At 63.8% G+C, this 24,732-nt stretch carries 17 protein-coding genes and 1 pseudogene; 8 read left to right on the top strand and 10 right to left on the bottom strand.

All coding sequences use genetic code 11. From position 1 onward, the window contains the following. Positions 1-3 precede the first annotated feature (3 nt). Positions 4-1,356, top strand: a complete 1,353-nt coding sequence (locus ASE52_RS05180; RefSeq protein WP_057224285.1) for a four-carbon acid sugar kinase family protein — start codon at positions 4-6, stop codon at positions 1,354-1,356. A gap of 155 nt (positions 1,357-1,511) precedes the next feature. On the opposite strand, the gene ASE52_RS26185 is transcribed toward ASE52_RS05180, so the two are convergent. The 4 genes and pseudogenes from ASE52_RS26185 to ASE52_RS26405 all read right to left on the bottom strand — a co-directional run bounded on the left by ASE52_RS26185 (position 1,512) and on the right by ASE52_RS26405 (position 5,673). Then, positions 1,512-3,896 carry an EAL domain-containing protein gene (locus tag ASE52_RS26185; protein WP_057224282.1) on the bottom strand — a complete coding sequence of 795 codons (2,385 nt, stop codon included), beginning with the start codon at positions 3,894-3,896 and terminating at the stop codon, positions 1,512-1,514. Positions 3,897-3,950: 54 nt separating this feature from the next. Next, positions 3,951-4,907, bottom strand: a complete 957-nt coding sequence (locus ASE52_RS05170) for a substrate-binding domain-containing protein (protein ID WP_057224279.1) — start codon at positions 4,905-4,907, stop codon at positions 3,951-3,953. 384 nt (positions 4,908-5,291) lie between these two features. Then, positions 5,292-5,534 (bottom strand): annotated as a pseudogene (locus tag ASE52_RS05165) (dihydrolipoyl dehydrogenase); the annotation flags it as partial. Between the two features lie 16 nt (positions 5,535-5,550). Next, positions 5,551-5,673 carry a hypothetical protein gene (locus ASE52_RS26405; RefSeq protein ID WP_277814397.1) on the bottom strand — a complete coding sequence of 41 codons (123 nt, stop codon included), beginning with the start codon at positions 5,671-5,673 and terminating at the stop codon, positions 5,551-5,553. A 324-nt stretch (positions 5,674-5,997) separates the two neighbouring features. Here ASE52_RS26405 and ASE52_RS26175 point away from each other — a divergent pair, with 324 nt between their 5' ends. After that, on the top strand, positions 5,998-6,285 hold the full coding sequence (locus ASE52_RS26175) for a nucleotide-binding domain containing protein (protein ID WP_057224275.1): 288 nt from the start codon (positions 5,998-6,000) through the stop codon (positions 6,283-6,285). Positions 6,286-6,370: 85 nt separating this feature from the next. Here the strand turns inward: ASE52_RS26175 and ASE52_RS05155 are convergent, their stop codons facing one another. The 5 genes from ASE52_RS05155 to aceE form a co-directional block, all read right to left on the bottom strand. Continuing rightward, positions 6,371-7,792, bottom strand: a complete 1,422-nt coding sequence (locus tag ASE52_RS05155; RefSeq protein ID WP_057224273.1) for an aspartate kinase — start codon at positions 7,790-7,792, stop codon at positions 6,371-6,373. A 162-nt stretch (positions 7,793-7,954) separates the two neighbouring features. Beyond that, positions 7,955-9,148: a Fic family protein gene (locus tag ASE52_RS05150; RefSeq protein WP_057224270.1), complete on the bottom strand. Its 1,194-nt coding sequence runs from the start codon at positions 9,146-9,148 to the stop codon at positions 7,955-7,957. 217 nt (positions 9,149-9,365) lie between these two features. Further along, positions 9,366-11,216, bottom strand: coding sequence for a dihydrolipoyl dehydrogenase (lpdA, locus tag ASE52_RS05145; protein WP_057224268.1), 1,851 nt, complete (start codon positions 11,214-11,216; stop codon positions 9,366-9,368). A 19-nt stretch (positions 11,217-11,235) separates the two neighbouring features. Next, on the bottom strand, positions 11,236-12,924 hold the full coding sequence (aceF, locus tag ASE52_RS05140) for a dihydrolipoyllysine-residue acetyltransferase (RefSeq protein WP_010458388.1): 1,689 nt from the start codon (positions 12,922-12,924) through the stop codon (positions 11,236-11,238). Between the two features lie 18 nt (positions 12,925-12,942). Beyond that, the gene (gene aceE, locus ASE52_RS05135; protein WP_057224266.1) at positions 12,943-15,663 is read right to left on the bottom strand and encodes a pyruvate dehydrogenase (acetyl-transferring), homodimeric type; all 2,721 of its coding nucleotides are present in this window, start codon (positions 15,661-15,663) and stop codon (positions 12,943-12,945) included. A 167-nt stretch (positions 15,664-15,830) separates the two neighbouring features. Between aceE and ASE52_RS05130 the strand changes: the two genes are divergently transcribed. From ASE52_RS05130 to ASE52_RS05110, 5 genes are all read left to right on the top strand, one after another. Continuing rightward, positions 15,831-18,392 (top strand): PAS domain S-box protein, encoded by a 2,562-nt coding sequence (locus tag ASE52_RS05130; RefSeq protein WP_010458399.1) that lies wholly within the window; start codon positions 15,831-15,833, stop codon positions 18,390-18,392. After that, positions 18,389-19,015, top strand: a complete 627-nt coding sequence (locus ASE52_RS05125; protein ID WP_007848524.1) for a response regulator transcription factor — start codon at positions 18,389-18,391, stop codon at positions 19,013-19,015. The genes ASE52_RS05130 and ASE52_RS05125 overlap by 4 nt, the downstream gene beginning before the upstream one ends. Before the next feature lie 72 nt (positions 19,016-19,087). Further along, a complete protein-coding gene (gene folD, locus ASE52_RS05120; RefSeq protein WP_057224265.1) occupies positions 19,088-19,942 on the top strand; it encodes a bifunctional methylenetetrahydrofolate dehydrogenase/methenyltetrahydrofolate cyclohydrolase FolD in 855 nt (284 codons plus the stop codon). Positions 19,943-20,014: 72 nt separating this feature from the next. Continuing rightward, entirely contained in the window at positions 20,015-22,084 is a 2,070-nt protein-coding gene (locus ASE52_RS05115; RefSeq protein WP_057224263.1) for a M3 family metallopeptidase, read from the top strand. 67 nt (positions 22,085-22,151) lie between these two features. Beyond that, a complete protein-coding gene (locus tag ASE52_RS05110) occupies positions 22,152-22,823 on the top strand; it encodes a glutaredoxin family protein (protein WP_198928058.1) in 672 nt (223 codons plus the stop codon). A 125-nt stretch (positions 22,824-22,948) separates the two neighbouring features. Here the strand turns inward: ASE52_RS05110 and rpiA are convergent, their stop codons facing one another. Further along, on the bottom strand, positions 22,949-23,638 hold the full coding sequence (rpiA, locus tag ASE52_RS05105) for a ribose-5-phosphate isomerase RpiA (RefSeq protein WP_057224261.1): 690 nt from the start codon (positions 23,636-23,638) through the stop codon (positions 22,949-22,951). Positions 23,639-23,675: 37 nt separating this feature from the next. On the opposite strand from rpiA, the gene ASE52_RS05100 reads away from it, so the two are divergent. Next, the gene (locus ASE52_RS05100; protein WP_057224259.1) at positions 23,676-24,728 is read left to right on the top strand and encodes a quinone-dependent dihydroorotate dehydrogenase; all 1,053 of its coding nucleotides are present in this window, start codon (positions 23,676-23,678) and stop codon (positions 24,726-24,728) included. Positions 24,729-24,732 lie beyond the last annotated feature (4 nt).

The following is a 24,732-nucleotide window of genomic DNA, read 5'->3' as shown; positions in this document are numbered from 1 at the left end:
ACGATGACGACGAGTGCCCCCCAGTACGGCTGGTACGGCGACGATTTCACCGGCGCCACCGACACCCTGGCCGTGCTGGCCCAGGCCGGCCTGCGCTCGATGCTGTTCATGGGCGTGCCCAGCGCAGAGGCCCTGGCCGCTGCCGGGCCGCTCGATGCGGTGGGCATCGCCGGCGCTGCGCGCGCCATGCCGCCAGAGGCCATGCGGGCCGAGATGTCGGCTGTAGGCCGCTTCTTTGAAAAGCTGGCGCCGCCGGTGCTGCACTACAAGGTGTGCTCCACCTTCGACAGCGCCCCGCATGTCGGCAACATCGCTTGTGGCATTCAGACCCTACACCCGTTCGTGAGTAACCGCTGGGTGCCCATCGTGGGCGGGCAGCCCAGCCTGGGGCGCTACTGCGCGTTCAGCAACCTGTTCGCTGCTGCGGGCACGGGCGGCGCCGTGCACCGCATCGACCGCCACCCCACCATGCGCCAGCACCCCGTCACGCCCATGGGCGAGGCTGACCTGCGGCTCCATCTGGCGCTGCAAGGGCTGGACGGCATCACCGCCCTGCACTACCCGCTGTACGACATCAGCGCCGCCGCCGGCACCAGCGCCGGCACCAACGCACTGGACGCTGCACTGCAGGCTCTGCTCGACCATGAGGCCACCCCCCATGCCATGGCACCCACTTTGCTGGACTTGACCACGCCGGATCAGCTGGCCACCGTGGGCCGCTTGCTGTGGCAGCAGTCTCAACAGGCCCGGCTGCTGGCCGTGGGCTCTAGTGCGGTGGCGCAGGCCCTGGTGGCCCACTGGGCAAAACCCGCCCCACCGGCAGCGCCCCCGTTAGTCATGGCAGATGGCCCCATCTTCGCCTGGGCGGGAAGCCTGTCGCCCCTGACCGCAGCCCAGGTGCAAGCCGCCACGGCTTACCAGCGCATCGCTGTAGACGCGCAAAAGCTGGGCAGTGACCCTGCCTATGCGCAGACACTGCAAGACGCGATCTGTACCCAACTGCGGAACGGCCAACACGTGCTGGCGTATACCGGGCCCAACGACGACAGCGCGGCGAACATCACCGCTGCCGCACAAGTCGCCCAGAACAGCGCCGACCTGATCGCCCGCGTGGTGCAAGCCCGCGCAGAACACGGCGCGCCACTGCGCCGGGTTGGCATCGCCGGAGGCGACACCTCCAGCCACGCAGTCCAGGCGCTGCAGCTGTGGGGACTGTCGCACCAGACCACGCTGTGCCCCGGCGTGACCATCAGCCGCGCCCACAGCTCAGACCCCAGCCGCCAGGGGCTGGAGCTGATGCTCAAGGGCGGGCAGATGGGTGGGGTGAATCTGTTTGAGAGGCTGGTAGGCATATAACCAAACCGCACAGCGTGCATGGAAATGCGCTGCTGAAATCCGGCCCCTCGGGCGGACTGGCTGTATGTCAGCCATGACATGTTGTCGGCCCGTTCAGCAGGGCTGCCTTCATCTGAACCTGAGCACCCAACTGATTTTGCAGGCGCTGCGCAACATCATTGAGGACTGGGGATGGGCGGTTCTGCGGGGGGCGCGGGAATCGCAAGCTGCGTCTCCAGTCTTGTCGTGCAGATGGACGGGTCTTGCATGGCTTCGAAATCCGCAATTGGCAGTGGGGGGGCCATTAAATACCCCTGGTAGGCACGGCAGCCGCAGTCGGCCAGAAAGGCCCTCTGCGCCTCCTGCTCCACGCCCTCGGCAATTACGCGCAAGCCCAGGCTTTCCGCCAGGGCAATCACCATGCGGGCGATGGCGGCGTCGTTCGGGTCGACCAGGATGTCTTTGATGAAACCCTTGTCGATCTTCAGCTGGTCCAGCGGCAGGCGCTTCAAGTAGGTCAGCGACGAGTAGCCGGTGCCAAAGTCGTCCAGCGAAAAGCCCACGCCGTGGGCCTTCAGAGCGTCCATCTTGCAGATGGTGTTCTCGACATCGACGACCAGTACGCTCTCGGTCAACTCCATCTTGAGCCTGTGTGGCGGGGCGCCGGTTTCGCGCAGCAACGCCAGCACCTGCGAAACAAAGTCGTCCTGCTGCATTTGCTTGGCGCTGACGTTCACCGCGATGCAGAGCCCCGCCGTTTCCGGGCGCAAGGCCCATCGCGCCAACTGGGCGCAGGCCGTCTGTACCACCCAATAGCCCAGCGGCACGATCAGGCCTGTTTCCTCAGCCAGGGGGATGAAGTCCGACGGGCTCACCATGCCGCGCTGCGGGTGCCGCCAGCGCAGCAAGACCTCGGCCCCGGTAATCTGGCTCTGGCCCTCCACCTGTGGTTGGTAGTGCAGGGCAAACTGCTGCTGCTGCAAGGCTTCGCGCAGATCGGACTCCAGCACCGCGCGCTCGCTTACTGCAGCCTGCATCGCCGTATCGAAAAACCGCAAGGTGTTGCGCCCCGCAGTCTTGGCCTGGTACATCGCTAGATCGGCCTGCTTGAGCAGTTCGTCGATGGAGTCACGCGGCCCGTCGAACCGTGCCACGCCGATGCTGGGGGTGCTGCGCACATCATGCCCAGCCAAGGGGTAAGAGAGATTCAGCGCCGCAAAGATCTTGTCACCCACGACACGGCAGTGCGCGGCCACCTCCTCCGGGCTCTCGCCCAGGTCTTCCAGGATCACTACGAACTCGTCACCGCCCAGGCGGGCCACGGTATCGCCCTCGCGCACGCAGGTCACCAGGCGGCTCGCCACCTGCTGCAGCAGCAGATCGCCTTTGTCATGGCCCAGGGTATCGTTCAGGGTTTTGAAGTGGTCCAGATCAATGAACAGCAAGGCGCCGCACTTGGCGCTGCGGGAGCTGGCGACCAAGGCCTGCTTGAGCCTGTCCATCAGCAGGCGGCGGTTCGGCAACCGGGTTAGAGGGTCGTAGAAGGCCAAGCTGTTGATCTCGTCTTCGGCCGCCTTGCGCGCAGTGAAGTCTTCGATCACCCAGATGCTGCCGGCCTGCGGCAACTGAGGGTCCAGGCTGCGCTTGCGCACATGTGCCCAGAAGTGTGTGCCGTCCTGGCGCTGCAAAAACTGCAATTCCTCGTCCAGCCGGGTGTCGGGCAGCGGGCTGTCTGCCGGATAGAGTGCGCTGGCCGGCAAGCCCACCATGGCGCCATGGCCATAACCAAAGATTTGCTCTGCGTGGCGGTTGGCGATGTGCAGTTTGCCGTCGCGCACGAACAGCACGCCCACCTGCACATTGCTCAAGATGACCTGCTGCTCGGCGAACGAGGTTTTCAGGTCACTGCGCATACGGTCCATCTGATGGGCCAGGTGGCCGATTTCGTCCTGCCGCTCCCAGCCTATGGACTGCTCAAAATCGCCACCGGCCAGCCGGTTCGAAAACAGCGTCAACCTGTGCAACGGCCGCAGCACGCGCAAGTGCAGCGCAACCAGAATACAGCCCAGGGACAGCACAAACTGACCCAGCAGGATGAACGCATAAGCCCTGCGGTCCCGGGCAAACTCCTGCTGCTTCAGGCCGTCATCGACCTCGATCTCGACAAAGCCCGCCAGCTCTTCAGTGCCATTGCCGCGCATCAGCAGCGGCCGCTGAACCACCTGGGACGTCCCCAGCCTGCGCTGGGCTTGCTCCAGCACAACGATAGGCACCTTGTCGGAATCACTCACCGTGATTCGCACCACCTGCGGATCCAGCAAGGCCGACTGCCCGGTGGTGCGCACACTAACGGTGTTGTAGTTCCACACCGGTATCGCCAAGCTGTTGGACAGCTGCAGAGCCCTTTCGTCCAGGTAGGTCGACAGCTCCTTGTTGATCTGCTCCTGGCGCAGGTAGCTGAGGGTCATGATGCCAATCAGGGCGGGCATGAACAAGCCGGCCGCCATGGCAACCACCATGCCGACGCTCAGGCTGCTCAGCCGGTCACCCAGGTTGGACATAGGCCTTCTCGGTCCTGGCCATGGGCAGGAAAAAGTGGACCACTGGACTTGGTTTCAGCAACGGCTGCACATCAGCTTCTGGATATCGGGGGTTTTGTAGTTGGCGCGCGTCACCAGGGTGATGTCGGTAAAAATGGTCCGGGTCTGGATCGCCTGGTTGCGGGCCGCTGCAGCGGCAGCCTGTATGCCCTTGTAGCCCATTTGGGTGGGGTTTTGAATCACCAGTCCATGGATCTCCTGCTGCTCCAGGCCTGTGAGCAGAAAGTCGGTGGAGTCAAAGCCGATAAAGCGCAGCTTGCCGGCCAGGCCTTTGTCGCGCAACGCGCGCAGCATGCCATCGGTGGACGATTCGTTGACCGCAAACACGCCGTCGATGCCCGGATGCGCCGCCAGCAGTTGGGTAGCACTGTGCCGCGCCTTGCCAATCGAGCCGCCGCCATACACGTCGGCTACCAGCGTGATCTTCGGAGCCTTCTCTTTCAGGTAGTCGACAAAGCCCCGGGCTCGCTCATCGGTGGACGCACTGCCGGCTACGGTCCGCAACATCGCCACCTTCCCCCGGTGTTGCAGCAAGCCCGCCAGGGTCTTGGCCGCCAGTTGCCCGCCCGCGTAGTTGTCGGAGGTGACAAAGTTGAGGTGCAGGTTACCGTCCAACCCCGAATCGACCGCAATCACCTGGATGCCCAGGGCCACGGCCTTTTGCACCGACTCGACCAGGCGCGCCCGGTCGGTGGGCGCGATCAGAATCGCATCCACCCCGGGCTTGGTGTAGAGCTGGACGATCTTGATCTGGGAATCGGTGTCGTCGTTGTGCTCCGGGCCGCGCCAAGTGAGCTTGATTTGGCCATCGTCCTTCACAGCTTTATCGACCCCGATGCGCATCAGCTCCCAGAAAACCTGGTCACTGGACTTGGGGATGAAGACGATGTTGACGTCCTTTTCTGCCGCCCGTGCCGTGCACAGTGCGAGCAACCAGCAGCCAACCAACACGGAACGAAAGAACAAGTTCATTTGTATCCCCTCGGTGAGGCTCGCCGCACACTTGTGCCGACCCAAGACGGTGCCCCAATGCGCGTCTTGTAACCAGAAGATACTCGATTCAAGCCCAAGCACCGCAAGAACATACCCTTGCCTGCAAATAACCCAGCAAAGCGCCAACAAGGCGTCCTCAACGCCCTTTTTTGATAGCACCCCGCGTTTTATCTACAAGCGCAGGAGCCCGATTTCGTCGAGAAAAAGGGTTGGAGATGGTCGCTTCTGCATATGCCGGGTGTTTTGATATCGTCGACGATGGCCACGGCCTATGTCGGCGGCCGACCATTGATCTGGCACGCCAAGCACAAAGCCCGAACCGTTACGGGTTCGGGCTCCGATGCAGGCCAGTGCTAAAGCACTTTATTTCTTCTGCGGCGGCACATCCGCGCAGCTGCCATGCGCAATCTCCGCCGCCATGCCGATGCTCTTGCCCAGCGTGGGGTACGAGTGAATGGTCTTGCCAATGGCCACCGCATCCGCGCCCATCTCGATGGCCAGCGCGGCCTCGCCGATCTTGTCTCCCGCATGCGTGCCCACCGTGCCACCGCCCAGGATCTTGCCGTGGCCATGGGCTTCGGGTGAATCGTCGGACAACAGCTTGGTGACGCCTCGGAGCGCATCAATAGAAATAGATCGCGCCCGATTTGGCCGCACCGTTGCTGGTCTTGTCGCCGCCGATGCCCACCGCGTTGCTGCCTTCGCCGTAGGCCCGCACCACCAGCGTGCTGCCGTCGAAGGACAAGGCGAGGAGATGCCGAAAGCCTGGCCCTGCCAGGCTTTGCTGGCCGACTGGGCAAAACCCGCCCCCCGGCAGCGCCCCCTCTGGCCATGGCCGACGGCCCCGTCTACGCGTGGGCGGGAAGCCTGTCCCCCCTCACCGCAGCCCAGGTGCAGGCCGCCACGGCTTACCAGTGCATCCCCGTGGCCGCACAGCGGCTGGGCAGCAAGCCGGCGTATGCGCAGACCGAGCGGGACGCCGTCTGCACCGGCCTGAAAAAAGACCAGCATGTGCTCGCCTACACCCACCCCTCCAACGGCACGGCCGCCAACATCACCTCAGCCGAGCATGTCGCCCAGGCCAGAGCCAACCTGGTGGCCCGCGTGGTGCAAGCCCAAGCGGAGCACGGCACGCCAGCCACTGCGCCGCATCGGTATCGCGGGCGGCGACACCTCCCGCCACGCCGCGCAGGCGCTGCAACTATGGGGGCTGTCGTACATAACCACGATATGCCCCGGGGTCACGCTGAGCAGCGCACACAGTGCAGACCCGTCGCGCCACGGGCTCGAGTTGATGCTCAAGGGTGGACAGATGGGCGGAACGGATCTGTTCGAAAGGCTGCTCGGCACCGCCTGACGGAGACATCCAGGCGACAAAAAGCCCGCGCATGGCGGGCTCCTTATGGAAAGGCTTAGCGGCAAGCATGCCTGCCGCTATTCCTTCAAACGCGTGGAACCGGAGTTCCTGAGTTCACGCACAGCGCCAGGTTCAGCGCCTTGATGGCCGTCTTGTAGTCTTCACGCTCGATCACGAACTGCATGTTCACCTGCCGCAGGGTTTGCGACACGCAGTTCACGTTGACCCGCGCATCGGCCAGCGCCTGTGCGGCCTTGGCCAGCACGCCAGGGATGCCGATGTTGGAGCCGATGGTGCACACAATCGCGCTGGGCTTGATCGTCACGATCTGGTAGCCCTCCTGCAGCTCGGCCACCAGCTCGGGCGTGACTTGGTTGTCCCACACCAGATGGGCGATGGAGTTGGCGTTGGTGGCCTTGAGGATGTAGCTCACATCGTGCTTGCAGAACACGTTCATCAAGCCCGCATCAAAGCCCACGGTGCCCACCATGCTGGGGTCGTGGATCTCGATCAGCGTGACCTTGTCGGTACCGGTCACGATCTCCACACGCGCGCGCTCACCCACGAAGTCCTTGGTGATCAGCGTGCCGGGGTGGTCGGGCTCAAACGTGTTCTTCAGGCGGATCGGGATGCCCGCCAGTTCCATGGGCTTGGCGGCCTTGGGGTGGATGGCTTCCATGCCCACGTCGGCCAGCTGGTCGGCCACGTCGTAGTTGGTGGCGCCCACCACGATGGCGTTTTCCAGACCCACCAGGTTGGGGTCGGCAGACGACAGGTGGAATTCCTTGTGGATCACCGCCTCGGCCGGGCGCACTTCCACGGCGATCTTGCTGAAGGTGACCTCGGAATAACCGCGGTCAAACTCGCGCATGATGCCTTCGGTGCCCTTGGTGTAGCCGGTGGCAACAATCACGCTGTTGGCCAGGTCCAGGTCCTTGAAGCTGTGCGCAATGCGCTCGTCAATCGTCCAGGCCTCGTTGTCGTCAAACCCCGCCAGATCCATCAGCACGGCCTTCACGCCATTGGCCTTGAGGATCTCGACCGAGTTGAATGCGCTGTGCGACTCGCCAATGGAGGCCAGCACTTCGCGCGCCGCGAGCAACACATCCTTGCGGCTGAGATAGCCGCTGGCCAGCACGTGCTGCATGGCGTTCAGATATTCGCGCGCCTGGCCAATGCGCTGGTCGATAAAGGCATCGGCCACATCCAGCGGCAATCCCAGGTCAGCGTAGCCGGCGTTCAGTTTTTTGAGGCTGACCGCCAGTTGGGTCAAGGCGTCTTGGTAGCCCTGGCCTTCTGCAAACAGGGCGTAAATGCCACGCTCGCCGGTCTTCTTGTGCTCCAGCAGCTGGTTGGTCACACCCGAGTAGGCGGACACCACGTAGATCCGGCCGTTAATGCGCTTGGGGTCGTGCAGCACGATGTGGCGCAACACATCGCCAAAAGCGGTCATGGAAGTACCGCCGATTTTCTCGACAGAGATCTTGGAGGAGTTGACGTCTGACATGGGCAAGCTCAGAGGAGCAAAAAAGATTGGAGGCCGGGCGGATGTTCTGCCCCATGGATGGCGGCAGAAAACCCTCTATTTTCCACGACTTTTGTCGGGGCACTTTGGCGCGGGCCTGAAGGACCGCGCCTCAACATGAACGGGTTCTAAGGCCCATGTGGTTTACCGGGCCATCGCGTCCGCCTCGGCCTCAGGCCATAGCCTGGGAAACAAAAAGCGCAGCGCATGTTGCGGCAGCCCAAACCGCACCTTCCCTTGCGGCGAATCGGACACAAGCAGCCCGCGCCGCACCAGCGCACCCAACGCATCGGTGGCGCCCCGGTCGCTCATGCCCAGCATGGACTTGAAGTCACCGCGCGCCATCTCTTCGCCGCTCAGAAACAGGTAGTGCAACCCGCGCAGCGACTCTTGCCGCACGCCCGATTTTTCTACCGTGGCTTCGAACACCAGGCAGGCTTCGATGCGGGCCTTCAAGGTTTTGAAGTCCAGCATGTCGGACATGAAGCCCACCTGGTCCTGACACACATCCAGCACATAGTCGGCCCAGGCGACCAGAGCCTGTTCGCTCAAGTTGCCGCGCCCGTCCAGATCGCCACGGCGCGCGCTGTTGGCGTCGGCAAGCAGCGCGTAATACTGCTCTGTGCTGCGTGCAAAACCTCGCAGGGGCGACCACAGCCCCCCGGTGTAGCCCAGCGCACTCAGCAGCGTGTGCGTGTGCAGCCGCATGACACGCCCATTGCCATCCACAAATGGGTGCACCCAGCCCAGACGCTGGTGCGCGCACGCCATGGCCACCAGCGCGGCTTCGCCCCGGCGCACACCGCTGTAGCAGGCCGCCCATCGCTCAAGAAACTGCGGCACGCTAGCCCAGGCCGGAGCCACATGCTGACCCACCCGCACTTCGCGCTGGCGCAAGGCACCGGGTGCGATGGGTTCGTTTTCCGCCGTTACCAGGTCGGAGGATGGCAGCCGACCAAACAGCTCGCGGTGGAGCACCTGCACCGCATCCACCGAATACAAGGCGCGCCCCCCCTCCACCCCGGCGTAACGTTGCTCCAAGGCGCTCTCCGCCTCTATGTGGGCCACGGCCAGGCGCTGCTTGGCGGCGAGCACTGCGTCTTGCGAAAAATCCTTGCGCAGCGCCTGCTCGATCTCGTGCGGACGCGTGTGCTGGCCCTCGATGCGGTTGGTGTAGTAGGAATTCATGCTGCGCAGCAGAGTGCGCAACTCGGGCGGCACCCGGGTGCCCGCCAACAATGTGGCAGCGCGGGACAGGTCGTGCGCGTTGGTCAGCAAAGGCTCCATCCGCGCATCGGATGGAAGCAAGGGCTCGAACTGATGGGGCGATGTGCACATGGCTTTATTTTGCCAACTTTATGACAATTGTAAATTATTGATTTAATTAAATATTTATCAATTTATGCCAAGAATTTTGCCAACATTTAAGCCAACTAGAATTACCGCCACGCACCCCGTCAAAACAACGCGGCATAGCCAAAGAAAAGCCGCGCAGCCCTTTCGGAATCTGCGCGGCCAGCTACTGAATCAGTAGCAACCTCGAAGGAGGGTCAGCTCACTTCTTTTGCGGCGGCACGTCCGTGCAAGAGCCGTGCGCAATCTCCGCCGCCATGCCGATGCTTTCGCCCAGCGTGGGGTGCGGGTGGATGGTCTTGCCGATGTCCACCGCGTCGGCGCCCATCTCGATGGCCAGGGCGATCTCGCCGATCATGTCGCCCGCATGCGTGCCGACCATACCGCCGCCGAGGATCTTGCCGTGGCCATGGGCCTCGGGCGAGTCGTCGAACAGCAGCTTGGTCACGCCTTCGTCGCGGCCGTTGGCAATGGCGCGGCCGGAAGCCGTCCAGGGGAAAAGGCCCTTCTTGACCTTGATGCCTTGGGCTTTGGCCTGGTCTTCGGTGAGGCCGACCCAGGCCACTTCGGGGTCGGTGTAGGCCACTGATGGGATCACGCGGGCGTTGAAGGCGGCAGCGGCCAGCTCCTTGTTGCCTTGCAGTTCACCGGCGATGACTTCAGCCGCCACGTGCGCTTCATGCACCGCCTTGTGCGCCAGCATGGGCTGGCCCACGATGTCGCCGATGGCGAAGATGTGCGGCACGTTGGTGCGCATCTGGATGTCGACGTTGATGAAGCCACGGTCCGTCACGGCCACGCCAGCCTTCTCGGCAGCGATCTTCTTGCCGTTGGGCGTGCGGCCTACGGCCTGCAGCACGAGGTCGTACACCTGGGGCGTGGGGGCGGTGCCACCCTCTTCCGCGGCGGCAAACGTCACCTCGATGCCTTCGGGCGTGGCCTTGGCGCCCACCGTCTTGGTCTTGAGCATGATGTTGTCAAAACGCTTGGCATTCATCTTCTGCCAGATCTTGACGAGGTCGCGGTCGGCGCCCTGCATCAGGCCGTCCATCATTTCGACCACATCGAGGCGCGCGCCCAGCGTGCTGTACACGGTGCCCATTTCCAGACCGATGATGCCGCCGCCCAGGATGAGCATGCGCTTGGGGACTTCCTTGAGCGCCAGGGCGCCGGTGGAGTCGACCACGCGTGGATCGTCGGGCATGAAAGGCAGGCGCACGGCCTGGCTGCCGGCGGCGATGATGGCCTTCTTGAAGGCGATGACCTTCTTGCTACCCGTCTTTTCTTGCGCAGTGCCAGTGGTTTCTTCCACTTCCAGGTGGTTGGCGCCGACGAAGCTGCCATAGCCGCGCACGGTGGTCACCTTGCGCATCTTGGCCATGGCGGCCAGGCCGCCAGTGAGTTTGCCGATGACCTTTTCCTTGTGGCCGCGCAGCTTGTCGATGTCGAGCGAGGGCGCACCGAAGCTCACTCCCAGGTCCGCCATGTGGCTGACCTCGTCCATGACGGCCGCCACGTGCAGCAGCGCTTTGGAGGGAATGCAGCCCACGTTCAGGCACACGCCACCCAGGGTGGCGTAGCGTTCGACGATGACGACCTTGAGGCCCAGGTCGGCCGCACGGAAGGCAGCACTGTAGCCGCCGGGGCCACCGCCGAGCACGAGCACGTCGCAGTCGAGGTCAGCCGCACCCGCGAAGCTGGATGCTACTGGATTGATAGCTCCTGGAGCTTGACTAGCGGGCGCGGGGGGCGCTTTTTGTTCAGAAACGGCAGGCGCTGGGGCTGCAGCGGGCGCTGGAGTTGCAACGCCTGCGCCCTGCACCTCCAGCGTCAGCACCACCGAGCCTTCGGCGATCTTGTCGCCGAGCTTCACTTTGAGCTCCTTGACCACGCCAGCGTGGCTGGACGGGATCTCCATGGAGGCCTTGTCGGACTCCACGGTGATCAGGCTTTGCTCGGCCTTGATGGTGTCGCCGGGTTTGACCAGCACTTCGATGATGGCCACTTCGGCGAAGTCGCCGATGTCGGGCACCTTGATGTCGATGATTGCCATGGTGTGTCTTGCCCTTTCGTTACATCACGATGCGGCGGAAGTCCGCCAGCAGCGAGGCAAAGTACACGTTGAAGCGCGCGGCGGCAGCGCCGTCGATCACGCGGTGGTCCCAGCTGAGCGACAGGGGCAGCACCAGGCGCGGGGCGAACTGCTTGCCGTCCCACTTGGGTTCGATGCTGCTCTTGCACACGCCCATGATGGCGACTTCAGGCGCGTTGATGATGGGCGTGAAGTAGCGCCCGCCAATGCCGCCCAGCGAGCTGATGGAGAAGCAGCCGCCGGTCATGTCGGCCGGGCCGAGCTTGCCGTCGCGCGCCTTCTTGGCCAGGTCGCCCATCTCTTGCGAGATCTGGACGATGCCCTTCTTGTCGGCGTCGCGGATGACGGGCACAACGAGGCCGTTGGGCGTGTCGGCCGCAAAACCGATGTGAAAGTAGTTCTTGAGAACCAGTTGGTCGCCATCGAGCGAGCTGTTGAACTCGGGGAACTTCTTGAGCGCGGCCACGGCGGCCTTGATCATGAAGGCGAGCATGGTGACCTTGACGCCACTCTTCTCGTTCTCTTTGTTGAACTGCACGCGGAAGGCTTCGAGGTCGGTGATGTCCGCGTCGTCGTGGTTGGTGACGTGCGGGATAACGACCCAGTTGCGGTGCAGGTTGGCGCCGCTGATCTTCTTGATGCGCGAGAGGTCCTTGCGCTCCACGGGGCCGAACTTGGTGAAGTCCACCTTGGGCCAGGGCAGCAGATCGAGGCCGACGCCGGAGCCGCCAGCGCTGGCCACCGGAGCCTTGGCAGCCTGCGCCTTGGTCTGGGCGGCGCCGCTCATCACCTGCTTGGTGAAGGCCTGCACATCGTCTTGCGTGATGCGGCCCTTGTGGCCAGTGCCTTTGAGTTCTTCGAGTGGCACACCGAGTTCGCGGGCAAACTTGCGCACGGACGGGCTGGCGTGGGGCAAGCCGGCCGTGGGCGTACCGGGCTGGTGCGCGGGCACGGCGGCTGTGGCGGCCGCCGGGGCTGCGGCAGCAGCTACCGCAGGGGCCGGCGCAGAGGCGGCAACCGCAGGGCTTGCAGGAGCCACCGCTGCCGGGGCCGGAGCAGCTGCGGGGGCGCTGCCAGCCACGCCTTCCAGCATGGCCACCAGATCACCGATGTTGACGGTGTCGCCGATCTTGACCTTGAGCTCCTTGACCACGCCAGCGGCGGGCGAAGGGATCTCCATCGATGCCTTGTCGGACTCGACGGTGAAGAGCGATTGTTCGAGCTTGATGGTGTCACCCACCTTGACCAGCAGCTCGATGACGGCCACGTCCTTGAAGTCGCCGATGTCGGGCACACGCACTTCCACCGGGCCTGCTGCTGCAGCCGGGGCTGCCGCAGGTGCAGCAGCCACCGGGGCTGGGGCAGCCGCCGATACTGGGGCTGCGGCAGGTGCCGGCGCAGCCGATGCGGGGGCTGGCGCTGGCGCAGCGCCCTGCACTTCCAGCGTCAGCACGACCGAGCCTTGCTTGACCTTGTCACCAATCTGCACGCGCAGTTCCTTGACCACGCCTGCGTGGCTGGAGGGAATCTCCATCGACGCCTTGTCGGACTCCACCGTGATCAGAGATTGCTCAGCCTTGACGGTATCGCCGGGCTTCACGAGCAACTCGATCACGCCGACTTCGTCGAAGTCTCCGATGTCCGGGACCTGAATGTCTACCAATGCCATTGTTGTCTCCGGTTCGATTTATGCGTAAAGGGGGTTGATCTTGTCAGCCTGGATGCCGTATTTCTTGATGGCCTCGGCCACCTTGGTCGCAGGCACCACACCGTCTTCGCTCAGCGCCTTGAGGGCCGCCACCACGATGTAGTGCCGGTTGATCTCGAAGTGCTCGCGCAGCTTGCTGCGGAAGTCGCTGCGGCCAAAGCCGTCGGTGCCCAGCACCTTGTAGGTACGGCCCTTGGGGACGAACGGGCGAATCTGCTCGGCGTAAGCCTTCATGTAGTCGGTGGATGCCACCACGGGGCCGCTGCTGGCGCCCAACTGCTGCGCCACAAATGGCACGCGCGGTGTCTCCAGCGGGTGCAGCAGGTTCCAGCGGTCGGCGTCCTGGCCGTCGCGGGTGAGCTCGTTGAAGCTCGGGCAGCTCCACACGTCGGCCTGCACACCCCAGTCGGTGGCCAGCAGTTCTTGCGCAAAGAATGATTCGCGCAGGATGGTGCCCGAGCCCAGCAGTTGCACGCGGGGTGCGCTGGCGCTGTCCACACCGGGCTTGCACAGGTACATGCCCTTGATGATCTGCTCTTCGGTGCCGGGCGTGAGGCCAGGCATCGCGTAGTTTTCGTTCAGCAGCGTGAGGTAGTAGTACACGTTCTCCTGCAGCTCCACCATGCGCTTGAGGCCATGCTGCATGATCACCGCCACTTCGTGCGCGAAGGTGGGGTCGTAGCTCACGCAGTTCGGGATGGTGTTGGCCAGGATGTGGCTGTGGCCATCTTCGTGCTGCAGGCCTTCGCCGTTGAGCGTGGTGCGGCCCGACGTGCCGCCCAGCAGGAAACCACGGGCCTGCATGTCGCCGGCCGCCCAGGCCAGGTCGCCAATGCGCTGGAACCCGAACATCGAGTAGTACACGTAGAACGGGATCATGATCCGGTTGTTCGTGCTGTACGACGTGGCTGCGGCGATCCAGCTGCTCATGCCACCGGCTTCGTTGATACCTTCCTGCAGGATCTGGCCGGCCTTGTCTTCCTTGTAGTACATGACCTGGTCTTTATCGACCGGGGTGTACTGCTGGCCTGCGGGGTTGTAGATGCCGATCTGGCGGAACAGGCCTTCCATGCCGAAAGTGCGGGCTTCGTCCACGAGGATAGGCACCACACGGGGGCCCAGGGCCTGATCACGCAGCAGCTGGGTGAGGAAGCGCACGTAGGCTTGCGTGGTGGAGATTTCGCGGCCTTCGGGCGTGGGCTCCAGGATGGCCTTGAAGGTGTCCAGTGCGGGCACGGTGAAGCTCTCGTCGGCCTTCACGCGGCGGTGTGGCAGGTAGCCGCCCAAGGCCTTGCGGCGCTCGTGCAGGTACTTCATTTCCGGGGTGTCGTCGGCCGGCTTGTAGAACGGCAGCTCGGCGAGCTGGCTGTCCGGGACCGGGATGTTGAAGCGGTCGCGGAAGGCCTTGATGTCTTCGTCGCTGAGCTTCTTGGTCTGGTGGACGGTGTTCTTGGCCTCGCCAATCTTGCCCATGCCAAAACCCTTGACAGTCTTGATCAGCAGGACGGAAGGCTGGCCGCCATGGTTCTGCGCGGCATGGAAGGCCGCGTACACCTTTTGCGAATCATGGCCGCCACGCTGCAGGTTCCAGATCTCGTCGTCGGTCATGTGCTCGACCATCTTGAGCGTGCGTGGATCGCGGCCGAAGAAGTTCTTGCGGACGTAGGCACCGTCGTTGGCCTTCATGGCCTGGTAGTCGCCGTCGTTCGTGTCCATCATGAGCTTGCGCAGTGCGCCGTCGTGGTCCTTGGCCAGGAGCGCGTCCCAGCCCTTACCCCAGATCAGCTTGATGACGTTCCAGCCAGAACCGCGGAACTCGCCTTCAAGCTCCTGGATGATCTTGCCGTTGCCACGCACGGGGCCGTCCAGCCGCTGCAGGTTGCAGTTGATGACGAACACCAGGTTGTCGAGCTTCTCGCGCGCGGCGAGGCCAATGGCGCCCAGGGATTCGACTTCGTCCATCTCACCGTCGCCGCAGAACACCCAGACCTTGCGGTTTTCGGTATTGGCGATGCCACGAGCGTGCAGGTACTTGAGGAAACGCGCCTGGTAGATGGCCATCAGCGGGCCCAGGCCCATGGACACGGTGGGGAACTGCCAGAACTCGGGCATGAGCTTGGGGTGCGGGTAGCTCGACAGGCCCTTGCCATCCACTTCCTGGCGGAAGTTGAGCAATTGGTCTTCGCTCAGACGGCCCTCGAGGTAGGCGCGGGCATAGATGCCGGGCGACACGTGGCCCTGGATGTAGAGCAGGTCACCGCCGTGGTTCTCGCTCTCGGCATGCCAGAAGTGGTTGAAGCCGGCGCCGAACATGCTGGCCAGCGAAGCAAAGGAGCCGATGTGGCCGCCCAGGTCACCGCCCTCGGGTGGATGGTGGCGGTTGGCCTTGACCACCATGGCCATGGCGTTCCAGCGCATGTAGGCGCGCAAACGCTGTTCGATTTCGAGGTTGCCGGGGCTGCGTGCCTCCATGCCGGGCTCGATGGTGTTGACGTAGCCGGTGTTGGCCGAGAACGGCAGGTCGACGCTGTTCTGGCGGGCATGTTCCAGCAACTGCTCCAGCAGGTAGTGGGCGCGCTCGGCCCCCTCTTTGTCGATGACGGCGGACAGCGCATCCATCCACTCACGGGTTTCCTGCTGGTCGGTGTCGGTGGCGGGCGCGTTACCGTTTCCGGCCTGGGGGTCGGGCTGAGCTGACATGCTTTGTCTCCTGTAGGTGTGGCAGCAATTTAGTACGTTGGCTCTAGTTTCGCATATTTTTCTGTAATTTCAAATGGTGCCCATGCATTTCATATTGCAAGAAAATGCTGCAAACGCACATTACCCATGGCCGCGATGGCGGGCCACGGCTCCCCTACACTCGGAGGATGGATTCCCTGCCCCCCCACCCCTCCTCCACGGCCATGGTCGTGGCAGCGCCCGCCCGCTGGTGGCGCAAGTGGTGGCGCGGGTTGTCGCCCACCCGGCAGGACCGGTTCGCGGCGCTGGCGCCCCTGGCGGCCGTGCTGATGTTTCTGGCCGCCATCGTGGCGGCGTTCTGGTATTTGCGCGCCGAAGAGGCCGAGCGCGAACAAGAAGCCCTACGGCGTGACGTGGAATACGCGCAACAGCGCGTGCGCCTGCGGCTGCTGGAGCGGCAGGAACAGCTCATGCGCATTGCACGCGACCTGTCGAACCAGGAGCTGGAACGCGCGGAGTTTGTAAGCCGTGCCGAAAGCCTGATCAGCCAATACCCCGAACTGCAGGCGATCACCTGGATCGACGAGCGCCGCCGCATCCGTGCCAGCCATGCAGCGCCCACGCTGGCCAGCAGCGAGTTGCGCATTGCCGGTGAAGTGCTCAAACCCGGCGACACGGCCGACACCTTTGGCCTGGCCCGCGACCTGCAACAGCCGGTGTACGCCCAGCCGGCCGCAACCTCGGGCGATTCAACCCCGCTGCTCCAGCTGCAGGTGCCTTTGAACAACCAGGGCAAATTCAGCGGGGTGGTGCTGGGCGAATACTCCATCGACAGCCTGCTGCGCTATGGCACGCCCACCGAGGTGCTGGCGCGCTACGCCGTCACGCTGCTCGATGGCAAGAACCAGGTGCTGGCCGGAACCCCTCTGGGCCCACGCAACACGGCCACCCAGCTTCTGCCGTGGACGACCCGCGCCAACGAATACGAGGTGCCCGTCTCTCCGGTGGGCAACGGGCTGGTGCTCAAGGCACAGGCCTACCGCACCTCGCTGGGCGTGGTGGGCAGCGGGCTGTTCTGGCTGGTGGGCACGCTTTCGGCCATGACGGCCTGGATGCTGATCGCCACCTGGCGCCACACCCGCCGCCGCATGCAGGCCCAGCAGGCCCTGGTGGCCGAGACGAACTTCCGCCGCGCGATGGAGAACTCCATCCTGACAGGCATGCGCGCGCTGGACATGGAAGGCCGCATCACCTACGTGAACGCCGCTTTCTGTCAGATGACCGGCTGGAGCGAGGCCGAATTGGTGGGCCTGAAAGCGCCCTTCCCTTACTGGCCCGACTCCGACCACGAGGCCTTGCACGCCAAGCTGCGCGACGAACTGTCGGGCAAAACCATCGTCGGCGGTTTTCAGGTGCGGGTGCGGCGCAAAAGCGGCACCCTGTTCGATGCGAGGCTTTATGTGTCGCCCTTGATCGATGCGCACGGCCAGCAGACGGGCTGGATGACCTCGATGACCGACATCACCGAGCCCAACCGCATCCGCGAACAGCTTTCCGCATCGCACGAGCGCTTCACCATCGTGCTGGAGTCGCTGGACGCCTCGGTCTCCGTGGCACCGCTGGGCAGCGAAGAACTGCTGTTTGCCAATAAGCTCTACCGCCAATGGTTCGGCTCGCAAACGGGTGGGCACCTGCAGCTGGTGGCGCAGGCCGGCGTGGTGCCCGTGGCGGGCACGGAGCACACGGGCATGGACGACGAAGACGGGCTCATGGGCCTGCCGACCGACCCGCTCACCAGTGCCCGCACCGAGAACGCCGAGATCTACCTGCCCGACCTGGGAAAATGGCTCGAAGTGCGCTCGCGCTACCTCAACTGGGTGGATGGCCGCCTGGCCCAGATGGTGATTGCCACCGACATCACCCCCCGTCGCCAGGCCGAGGAACAGGCGGCGCGGCAGGCCGAGCGCGCCCAATCCGTCAGCCGCCTCATCACCATGGGCGAGATGGCCTCCAGCGTGGCGCACGAACTCAACCAGCCGCTCACGGCCATCAACAATTACTGCAGCGGCATGGTCTCGCGCATCCAGAGCGGCCAGCTGACCGAGGAAGCCCTGCTCACGGCGTTGCAGAAGACCGCCCACCAGGCCCAGCGCGCGGGTCAGATCATCCAGCGCATCCGGGCCTTTGTGAAAAAGAGCGAGCCCAACCGCACCCTGGCCGACGTGCATTCGATGGTCAACGAAGCCGTGGAGCTGGCCGACATCGAGCTTCGCCGGCACAACGTGCGCCTGACGCACTATGTGGCAGCCCGCTTGCCGCCTGTGATGGTGGACACCATCCTGATCGAGCAGGTGCTGGTCAACCTCATGAAGAACGGCGCCGAAGCCATCCAGCACGCCAACCGCCCACCTTCGGGTCGCAGCGTGGAGCTGCGCGTGGTGCCCAAGCACATCGAAGACCGCGAAGTGGTGGAGTTCTCGGTGCAGGACACCGGCAAGGGCCTCGCCCCCGAGGTGCTGGAGCGCCTGTTCGAAGCCTTCTTCTCTACCAAGGAAGAAGGCATGGGCATGGGCCTCAATCTGTGCCGCAGCATCGTCGAGTCACACCAGGGCAGGATGCTGGCGGAGAACCTCTACAATGGATCAGAGGTCACGGGCTGCAGGTTCTCCTTCTGGCTGCCGCTTGCCAAGCCTGCTGATGCCACTACAAATTCTGTAGCAAACAATCAAAAACCAAGGACAATTGCATGAGCTTGATTCCGAAAAAAGGCACTGTCTACGTTGTTGACGACGACGAGGCAGTTCGCGATTCCCTGCAGTGGCTGCTGGAAGGCAAGGACTATCGGGTGCGTTGCTTTGATTCGGCCGAGACGTTTCTCTCACGCTACGACCCGCGCGAAGTCGCCTGCCTGATTGTGGACATCCGCATGGGCGGCATGACGGGCCTGGAGCTGCAGGACCGCCTGATCGAGCGCAAGTCCCCCTTGCCCATCGTGTTCATCACCGGCCACGGCGACGTGCCCATGGCCGTGAACACCATGAAAAAAGGCGCGCTGGATTTCATCCAAAAGCCTTTTGACGAGGAAGAACTGGTGGGCCTCGTCGAGCGCATGCTCGACCACGCCCGCGAAGCCTTCGCCGGCTATCAGCAGGCCGCGAGCCGCGATGCCCTGCTGTCCAAGCTCACCAGCCGCGAAGCCCAGGTGCTCGAACGCATCGTGGCCGGTCGCCTGAACAAGCAGATCGCCGACGACCTGGGCATCAGCATCAAGACGGTGGAGGCGCACCGCGCCAACATCATGGAAAAGCTCAACGCCAACACCGTGGCCGATCTGCTCAAGATCGCTCTCGGCCAGAATGCCCCCAAGGGTTGATACTCATATTTTGATAGCTTCTAGCGCTTATCAATAAAGCGTTAGAGCCCAATTTGATTGATATTTTTTGACATGACAGCCCAACCCATCGACGGCAACGCCCTTTCCCGCCAACTGCGCGCCGACGTGGCGCAACGCGCAGCTGCCCTGGCGGCACGCGGCGTCAAGCCCGGCCTGGCCGTCGTCCTGGTGGGCGACAACCCTGCCAGCCAGGTGTATGTGCGCAACAAAGTCAAGGCCTGCGAAGACAGCGGCTTGTACTCCGTCCTCGAAAAGTACGAGGCCGACATGACCGAAGCCGCGCTGCTGGCCCGCGTGGAAGCACTCAACAACGACCCGGCCATCCACGGCATCCTGGTGCAGTTGCCCCTGCCAAAACACATTGATGCACAGAAAGTGATCGAAGCCATCTCGCCCGCCAAGGACGTGGACGGCTTTCACATCGCCAGCGCCGGGGCCCTGATGACCGGCATGCCCGGCTTCTGGCCCTGCACGCCCTATGGCTGCATGAAGATGCTGGAAAGCATCGGCTACGACCTCAAGGGCAAACACGCCGTGGTCATCGGCCGCAGCAACATCGTGGGCAAGCCCATGGCGCTGATGCTGCTGGGCCAGAATGCCACCGTCACCATTTGCCACAGCGCCACCCAGGATCTCAAGGCACAAACCCTGCAAGCCGATGTGATCGTGGCCGCAGTGGGCAAACGCAATGTGCTGACTGCCGACATGGTCAAGCCTGGCGCCGTGGTGATCGACGTGGGCATGAACCGCAACGACGAAGGCAAACTCTGCGGCGACGTGGACTTTGACGGCGTCAAGGAAGTAGCCGGCTGGATCACCCCCGTGCCTGGCGGGGTTGGCCCCATGACCATTACCATGCTGCTGGTGAACACCATCGAAGCCGCCGAGCGCACCGCAGCGCACTGACCTGGGTCAGTGCCGTCGATGCCGGCTGCTTTGCAACTTGAACCTGCGCCATCTGGCGCCATCTGATTTCGCATGAGCAACGCCCTTCTCGACTTCTCGGACCTCCCCCATTTCGACCGCATCACACCGCAGGACGTGGCGCCTGCGGTGGATGTACTGCTCGAGCGCGCCAACGCGGCGCTGGAGGCCGTTACCGCCCCCGACTTTCCGGCCCGCTGGGACGCGATTGCGAAAGTGCTGGATGTGGCCACCGAACGGCTGGGCACTGCCTGGGGCAGCATCAGCCACCTCAACAGCGTGGCCGACACCCCCGAACTGCGCGCCGCCTACAACGCCGCCTTGCCCCGGGTCACCGAGTTCTGGACGCGCCTGGGTGCCGATGAACGCCTGTACGCCAAATACAAGGCCATCGACCCCGCCACCTTGACGGCGGAACAGCGTCAGGCCCACCTGAACGCGGTGCGCAACTTTGTGTTGAGCGGCGCAGAACTGACCGGTGCCGCCAAGGAACGCTTTGCGCAGATCCAGGAGCGCCAGGCCGAGCTGAGCCAGAAATTCAGCGAAAACGCCCTCGATGCCACCGACGCCTACGCCTACTACGCCACGGCCGAAGAACTGGAAGGCATTCCAGACGATGTGCAACAGGCCGCGCTGGCCGCAGCACAGGCAGACGGCAAGGAAGGCTACAAGCTCACCCTGAAGATGCCTTGCTATCTGCCGGTCATGCAGTTTGCCGCGCGCAGCGAACTGCGCGAGAAGCTCTACCGTGCCTATGTGACCCGTGCCTCCGATCAGGCCGAGGGCGACGCGCGCAAATTCGACAACACAGCACTGATCAGCGAAATCCTGGCACTGCGCCGCGAAGAGGCTCAACTGCTGGGCTACGCCAATTTTGGTGAAGTGTCCGTGGTGCCCAAGATGGCCCAGTCACCGGCGCAGGTGATCACCTTCCTGCGTGACCTGGCCCGCCGCGCCCGCCCCTACGCAGAGAAGGACATCGCCGACCTGCGCGCGTTTGCCGCCGAACACCTGGGTCTGGCCGATCCGAAGGCCTGGGACTGGCCCTACATTTCCGAAAAGCTCAAGGAAGCGCGTTACGCCTTCAGCGAGCAGGAGGTCAAGAAGTACTTCACGGCGCCCAAGGTGCTGGCGGGCCTGTTCAAGATCATCGAAACCCTGTTCGAGGTGTCCATCCGACGCGACACAGCTGCCGTCTGGCACCCGGCCGTCGAGTTTTACCGCATCGAGCGCGCGCATCCGGAAGGTACCCACAAGGGCCCCCAGCTGGTAGGCCAGTTCTACCTCGACCAGCCCGCACGCACCGGCAAGCGTGGCGGCGCCTGGATGGATGATGTGCGCACACGCTGGTTGCGCCCCGACACAGGCGTGCTGCAGACCCCGGTGGCGCACCTGGTGTGCAACTTCGCCAGTGGCGTGGACGGCAAACCGCCACTGCTCACGCACGACGACGTAATCACCCTCTTCCACGAGTTTGGCCACGGCCTGCACCACATGCTGACCCAGGTGAACGAGCGTGACGTCTCGGGCATCGGCGGCGTGGAGTGGGATGCGGTGGAGCTGCCCAGCCAGTTCATGGAGAACTTCTGCTGGGAATGGGATGTGCTCAAGCACATGACGGCCCATGTGGACACGGGAGAGCCCCTGCCCCGCGCGCTCTTCGACAAGATGATTGCCGCCAAGAACTACCAGAGCGGCATGCAGACGCTGCGCCAGATCGAGTTCTCGCTGTTCGACATGCTGCTGCACACCGAACACGACCCGGCCCAGGACATCATGCCTCTGCTGGACCAGGTGCGCCGCGAAGTGGCCGTGCTGCAACCCCCGGCATTCAGCCGCACGGCACACACCTTCAGCCATATTTTTGCGGGCGGGTATGCCGCTGGCTACTACAGCTACAAGTGGGCCGAGGTACTGAGTGCAGACGCCTATGCTGCTTTCGAGGAAACCTCTGGGAGCGATGGCCTGCCCAGCATCGAAACGGGCCGCCGCTATCGCCAGGCCATCCTGGAAGCCGGCGGCAGCCGCCCTGCGATGGAATCGTTCAAGGCCTTCCGGGGCCGCGAGCCCAGCCTGGACGCCCTGCTGCGCCACCAGGGCATGGCCGAAGAGTCAACCGCCTGAACCGAACCATGGCCCTGGCGTGCACACCCTGCGCCCGGGGCCTGATGACCACGAAGGAGTGAGGAGAATGAACATGCACAAGCCGTTGACCGCCCCCCTGCTGGCGTCCTTGCTGATGACGCTGGCGTGCGCCAGCGTGCAGGCGCAAGGCGTTTACCGCATCGTCGGCCCGGATGGCAAGGTGACGTTTTCGGACCGAGCACCCGCCGACGCCAACGCGCAACCTGCCCGCGCGGCCACCGAGCCCCCCCCTGCCGCCAACGGCGCGCTGCCCTACGAACTGCGCCAGATCGCCAACCGCTTTCCTGTCACGATCTATACCGGCAACGACTGCCCGCCTTGCACCTCCGCGCGCAACCTGCTCACTTCTCGGGGTGTTCCCTTCACCGAGCGCACCGTGTCCAGCAACGAGGACATCGCGGCGCTTCAACGGCTGAGCGGCGGTACCGGCCTGCCCTTTGGCACCATCGGCGGCCAGCAGCTCGCAGGCTTCTCCGAAGGCGAATGGGTGCAATACCTGGACGCGGCGGGTTACCCCAAACAATCGGCTCTGCCCAGAAACTACCGCCAACCTGCGCCCACACCGCTGGTTGCCGTGAAAGCTGCAGCAGAACCTGCAGCGACTCCCGCATCGTCAGACTCAGCCACTCCCACCGCGCCTTCCAGGGCGCGTCCGCGTCCCCCCGCACCCGTCAACGATGGACCGACACCCAGCAATCCGGCGGGTATCCGGTTCTAAGCCACGCAATTCGCGGGAAACCTGCCAGCTCCAAACCGGGAACAAGCTGGCGTGGGCTGTCAAATCAAAGGGGCCTTTTCAGGCCCCTTTTCCTTTGCGCGCAAAATGTTTACTGAAGCCAGGAATCAGTATGTGAGCGTCTTGACGCCTTGCGCCGTGCCCAGCAGGCAGACCGACGCCTTCTGGTGGGCAAAGACTCCCACCGTCACCACCCCGGGCCATTGGTTGATATCGGACTCGAACGCCACCGGATCTGTGATCGAGAGCCCGCGGACATCCAGGATGTATTGACCGTTGTCGGTCACCAGGGGCTGCCCGTCCCGCAGCCGCAACTGTGCCTGGCCGCCCATCGCCGCAAAACGCCTCGCAATGTGGTTGGCCGCCATTGGGATCACCTCAACCGGCAAAGGAAACTGCCCCAGCGCCTGAACCAGCTTGGATTCGTCGGCAATGCACACAAAGCGGCTCGCCAGTGCAGCGACGATTTTCTCGCGCGTCAGCGCAGCGCCACCGCCCTTGACCATATGGCCTTTGCCATCGATCTCGTCGGCACCGTCGATGTAGACCGACAGCGCCGCTACATCGTTGGCATCAAACACTGCAATCCCCAGCGCCTTCAACCGCTCCGTGCTGGCCACCGAGCTGGATACAGCTCCCTTGATCTGGTCCTTGATGGTGGCCAGCGCATCGATGAACTTGTTGACGGTGGAGCCGGTGCCTACGCCCACAATCTCGCCAGGCACTACATATTGCAGCGCCGCTTGGCCTACCAGGGTCTTGAGTTCGTCTTGGGTCAGGGAAGGAGTGGTCGTCATGGGAGAAAATCAGGGGTAATCCTTGAATTATCCCTCCATGTCCCTGATCCCCTACGCCCTCACCCGCCCCTTTCTCTTTGGCCTGGATGCCGAGACCGCCCACGAACTCACCATGGACATGCTGGCGCGCGGGCAGCGCACACCGTTGCAGTGGGCCTGGTGCAATGAAACCGTGGACGATCCCGTGGAACTGGCGGGCTTGACCTTTCCCAACCGCGTCGGGATGGCAGCAGGCCTGGACAAGAACGCCCGCTGCATCGACGCCCTGGGCGCCATGGGCTTCGGCTTTGTGGAGGTCGGTACCGTGACACCCAAGGCGCAGCCGGGCAATCCCAAGCCGCGCATGTTCCGCCTGCCCGAAGCCCGCGCGCTGATCAACCGCCTGGGCTTCAACAACGAAGGCCTGGACGCCTTCTTGCACAACGTACAGCAGGCGCGCTTTCGATCACAAAGTCGCAAACATCCCCTCCTGTTGGGCCTCAACATCGGAAAGAACGCCACCACCCCCATCGAGAATGCCACCAGCGACTACCTGGCCTGCCTGGAAGGCGTCTACCCCCACGCAGACTACGTGACGGTCAACATCAGCTCACCCAACACCCAGAACCTACGCGCGCTGCAAAGCGACGCGGCCCTGGATGCCTTGCTGGGTGCCATCGCCGAGCGGCGTGAGGCCCTGGCCACGCAGCATGGCCGCCGCGTGCCGGTGTTTGTGAAGATTGCCCCCGACCTTGATGAAGCACAGGTGTCCGTGATCGCCGCCACGCTGCAGCGCCATGGAATGGACGGCGTGATCGCCACCAACACCACCATCAGCCGCACTGCGGTGCAGGGCCTGCGCCATGCCGGGGAAACCGGCGGCCTGAGCGGAGCCCCGGTGCTGGAGGCAAGCAACCAGGTCATTCGTCAACTGCGCGCCGCGCTGGGCAGCCGCTTTCCCATCATCGGCGTGGGCGGCATCATGAGTGCCGAGGATGCGGTCAGCAAGGTCCGCGCGGGCGCCGACGTGGTGCAGATCTATACCGGACTGATCTATGAAGGCCCTGCATTGGTGGTGAAGGCAGCAAAGGCCATCAAGGCCATGGGTTGAGTCC

Source organism: Acidovorax sp. Root275 (assembly GCF_001428965.1).
GTDB classification, from domain to species: Bacteria; Pseudomonadota; Gammaproteobacteria; order Burkholderiales; family Burkholderiaceae_C; genus Acidovorax; species Acidovorax radicis.
Note: the sequence above shows the minus strand (reverse complement) of the source record. Positions and strands in the feature narration are given on the sequence as shown.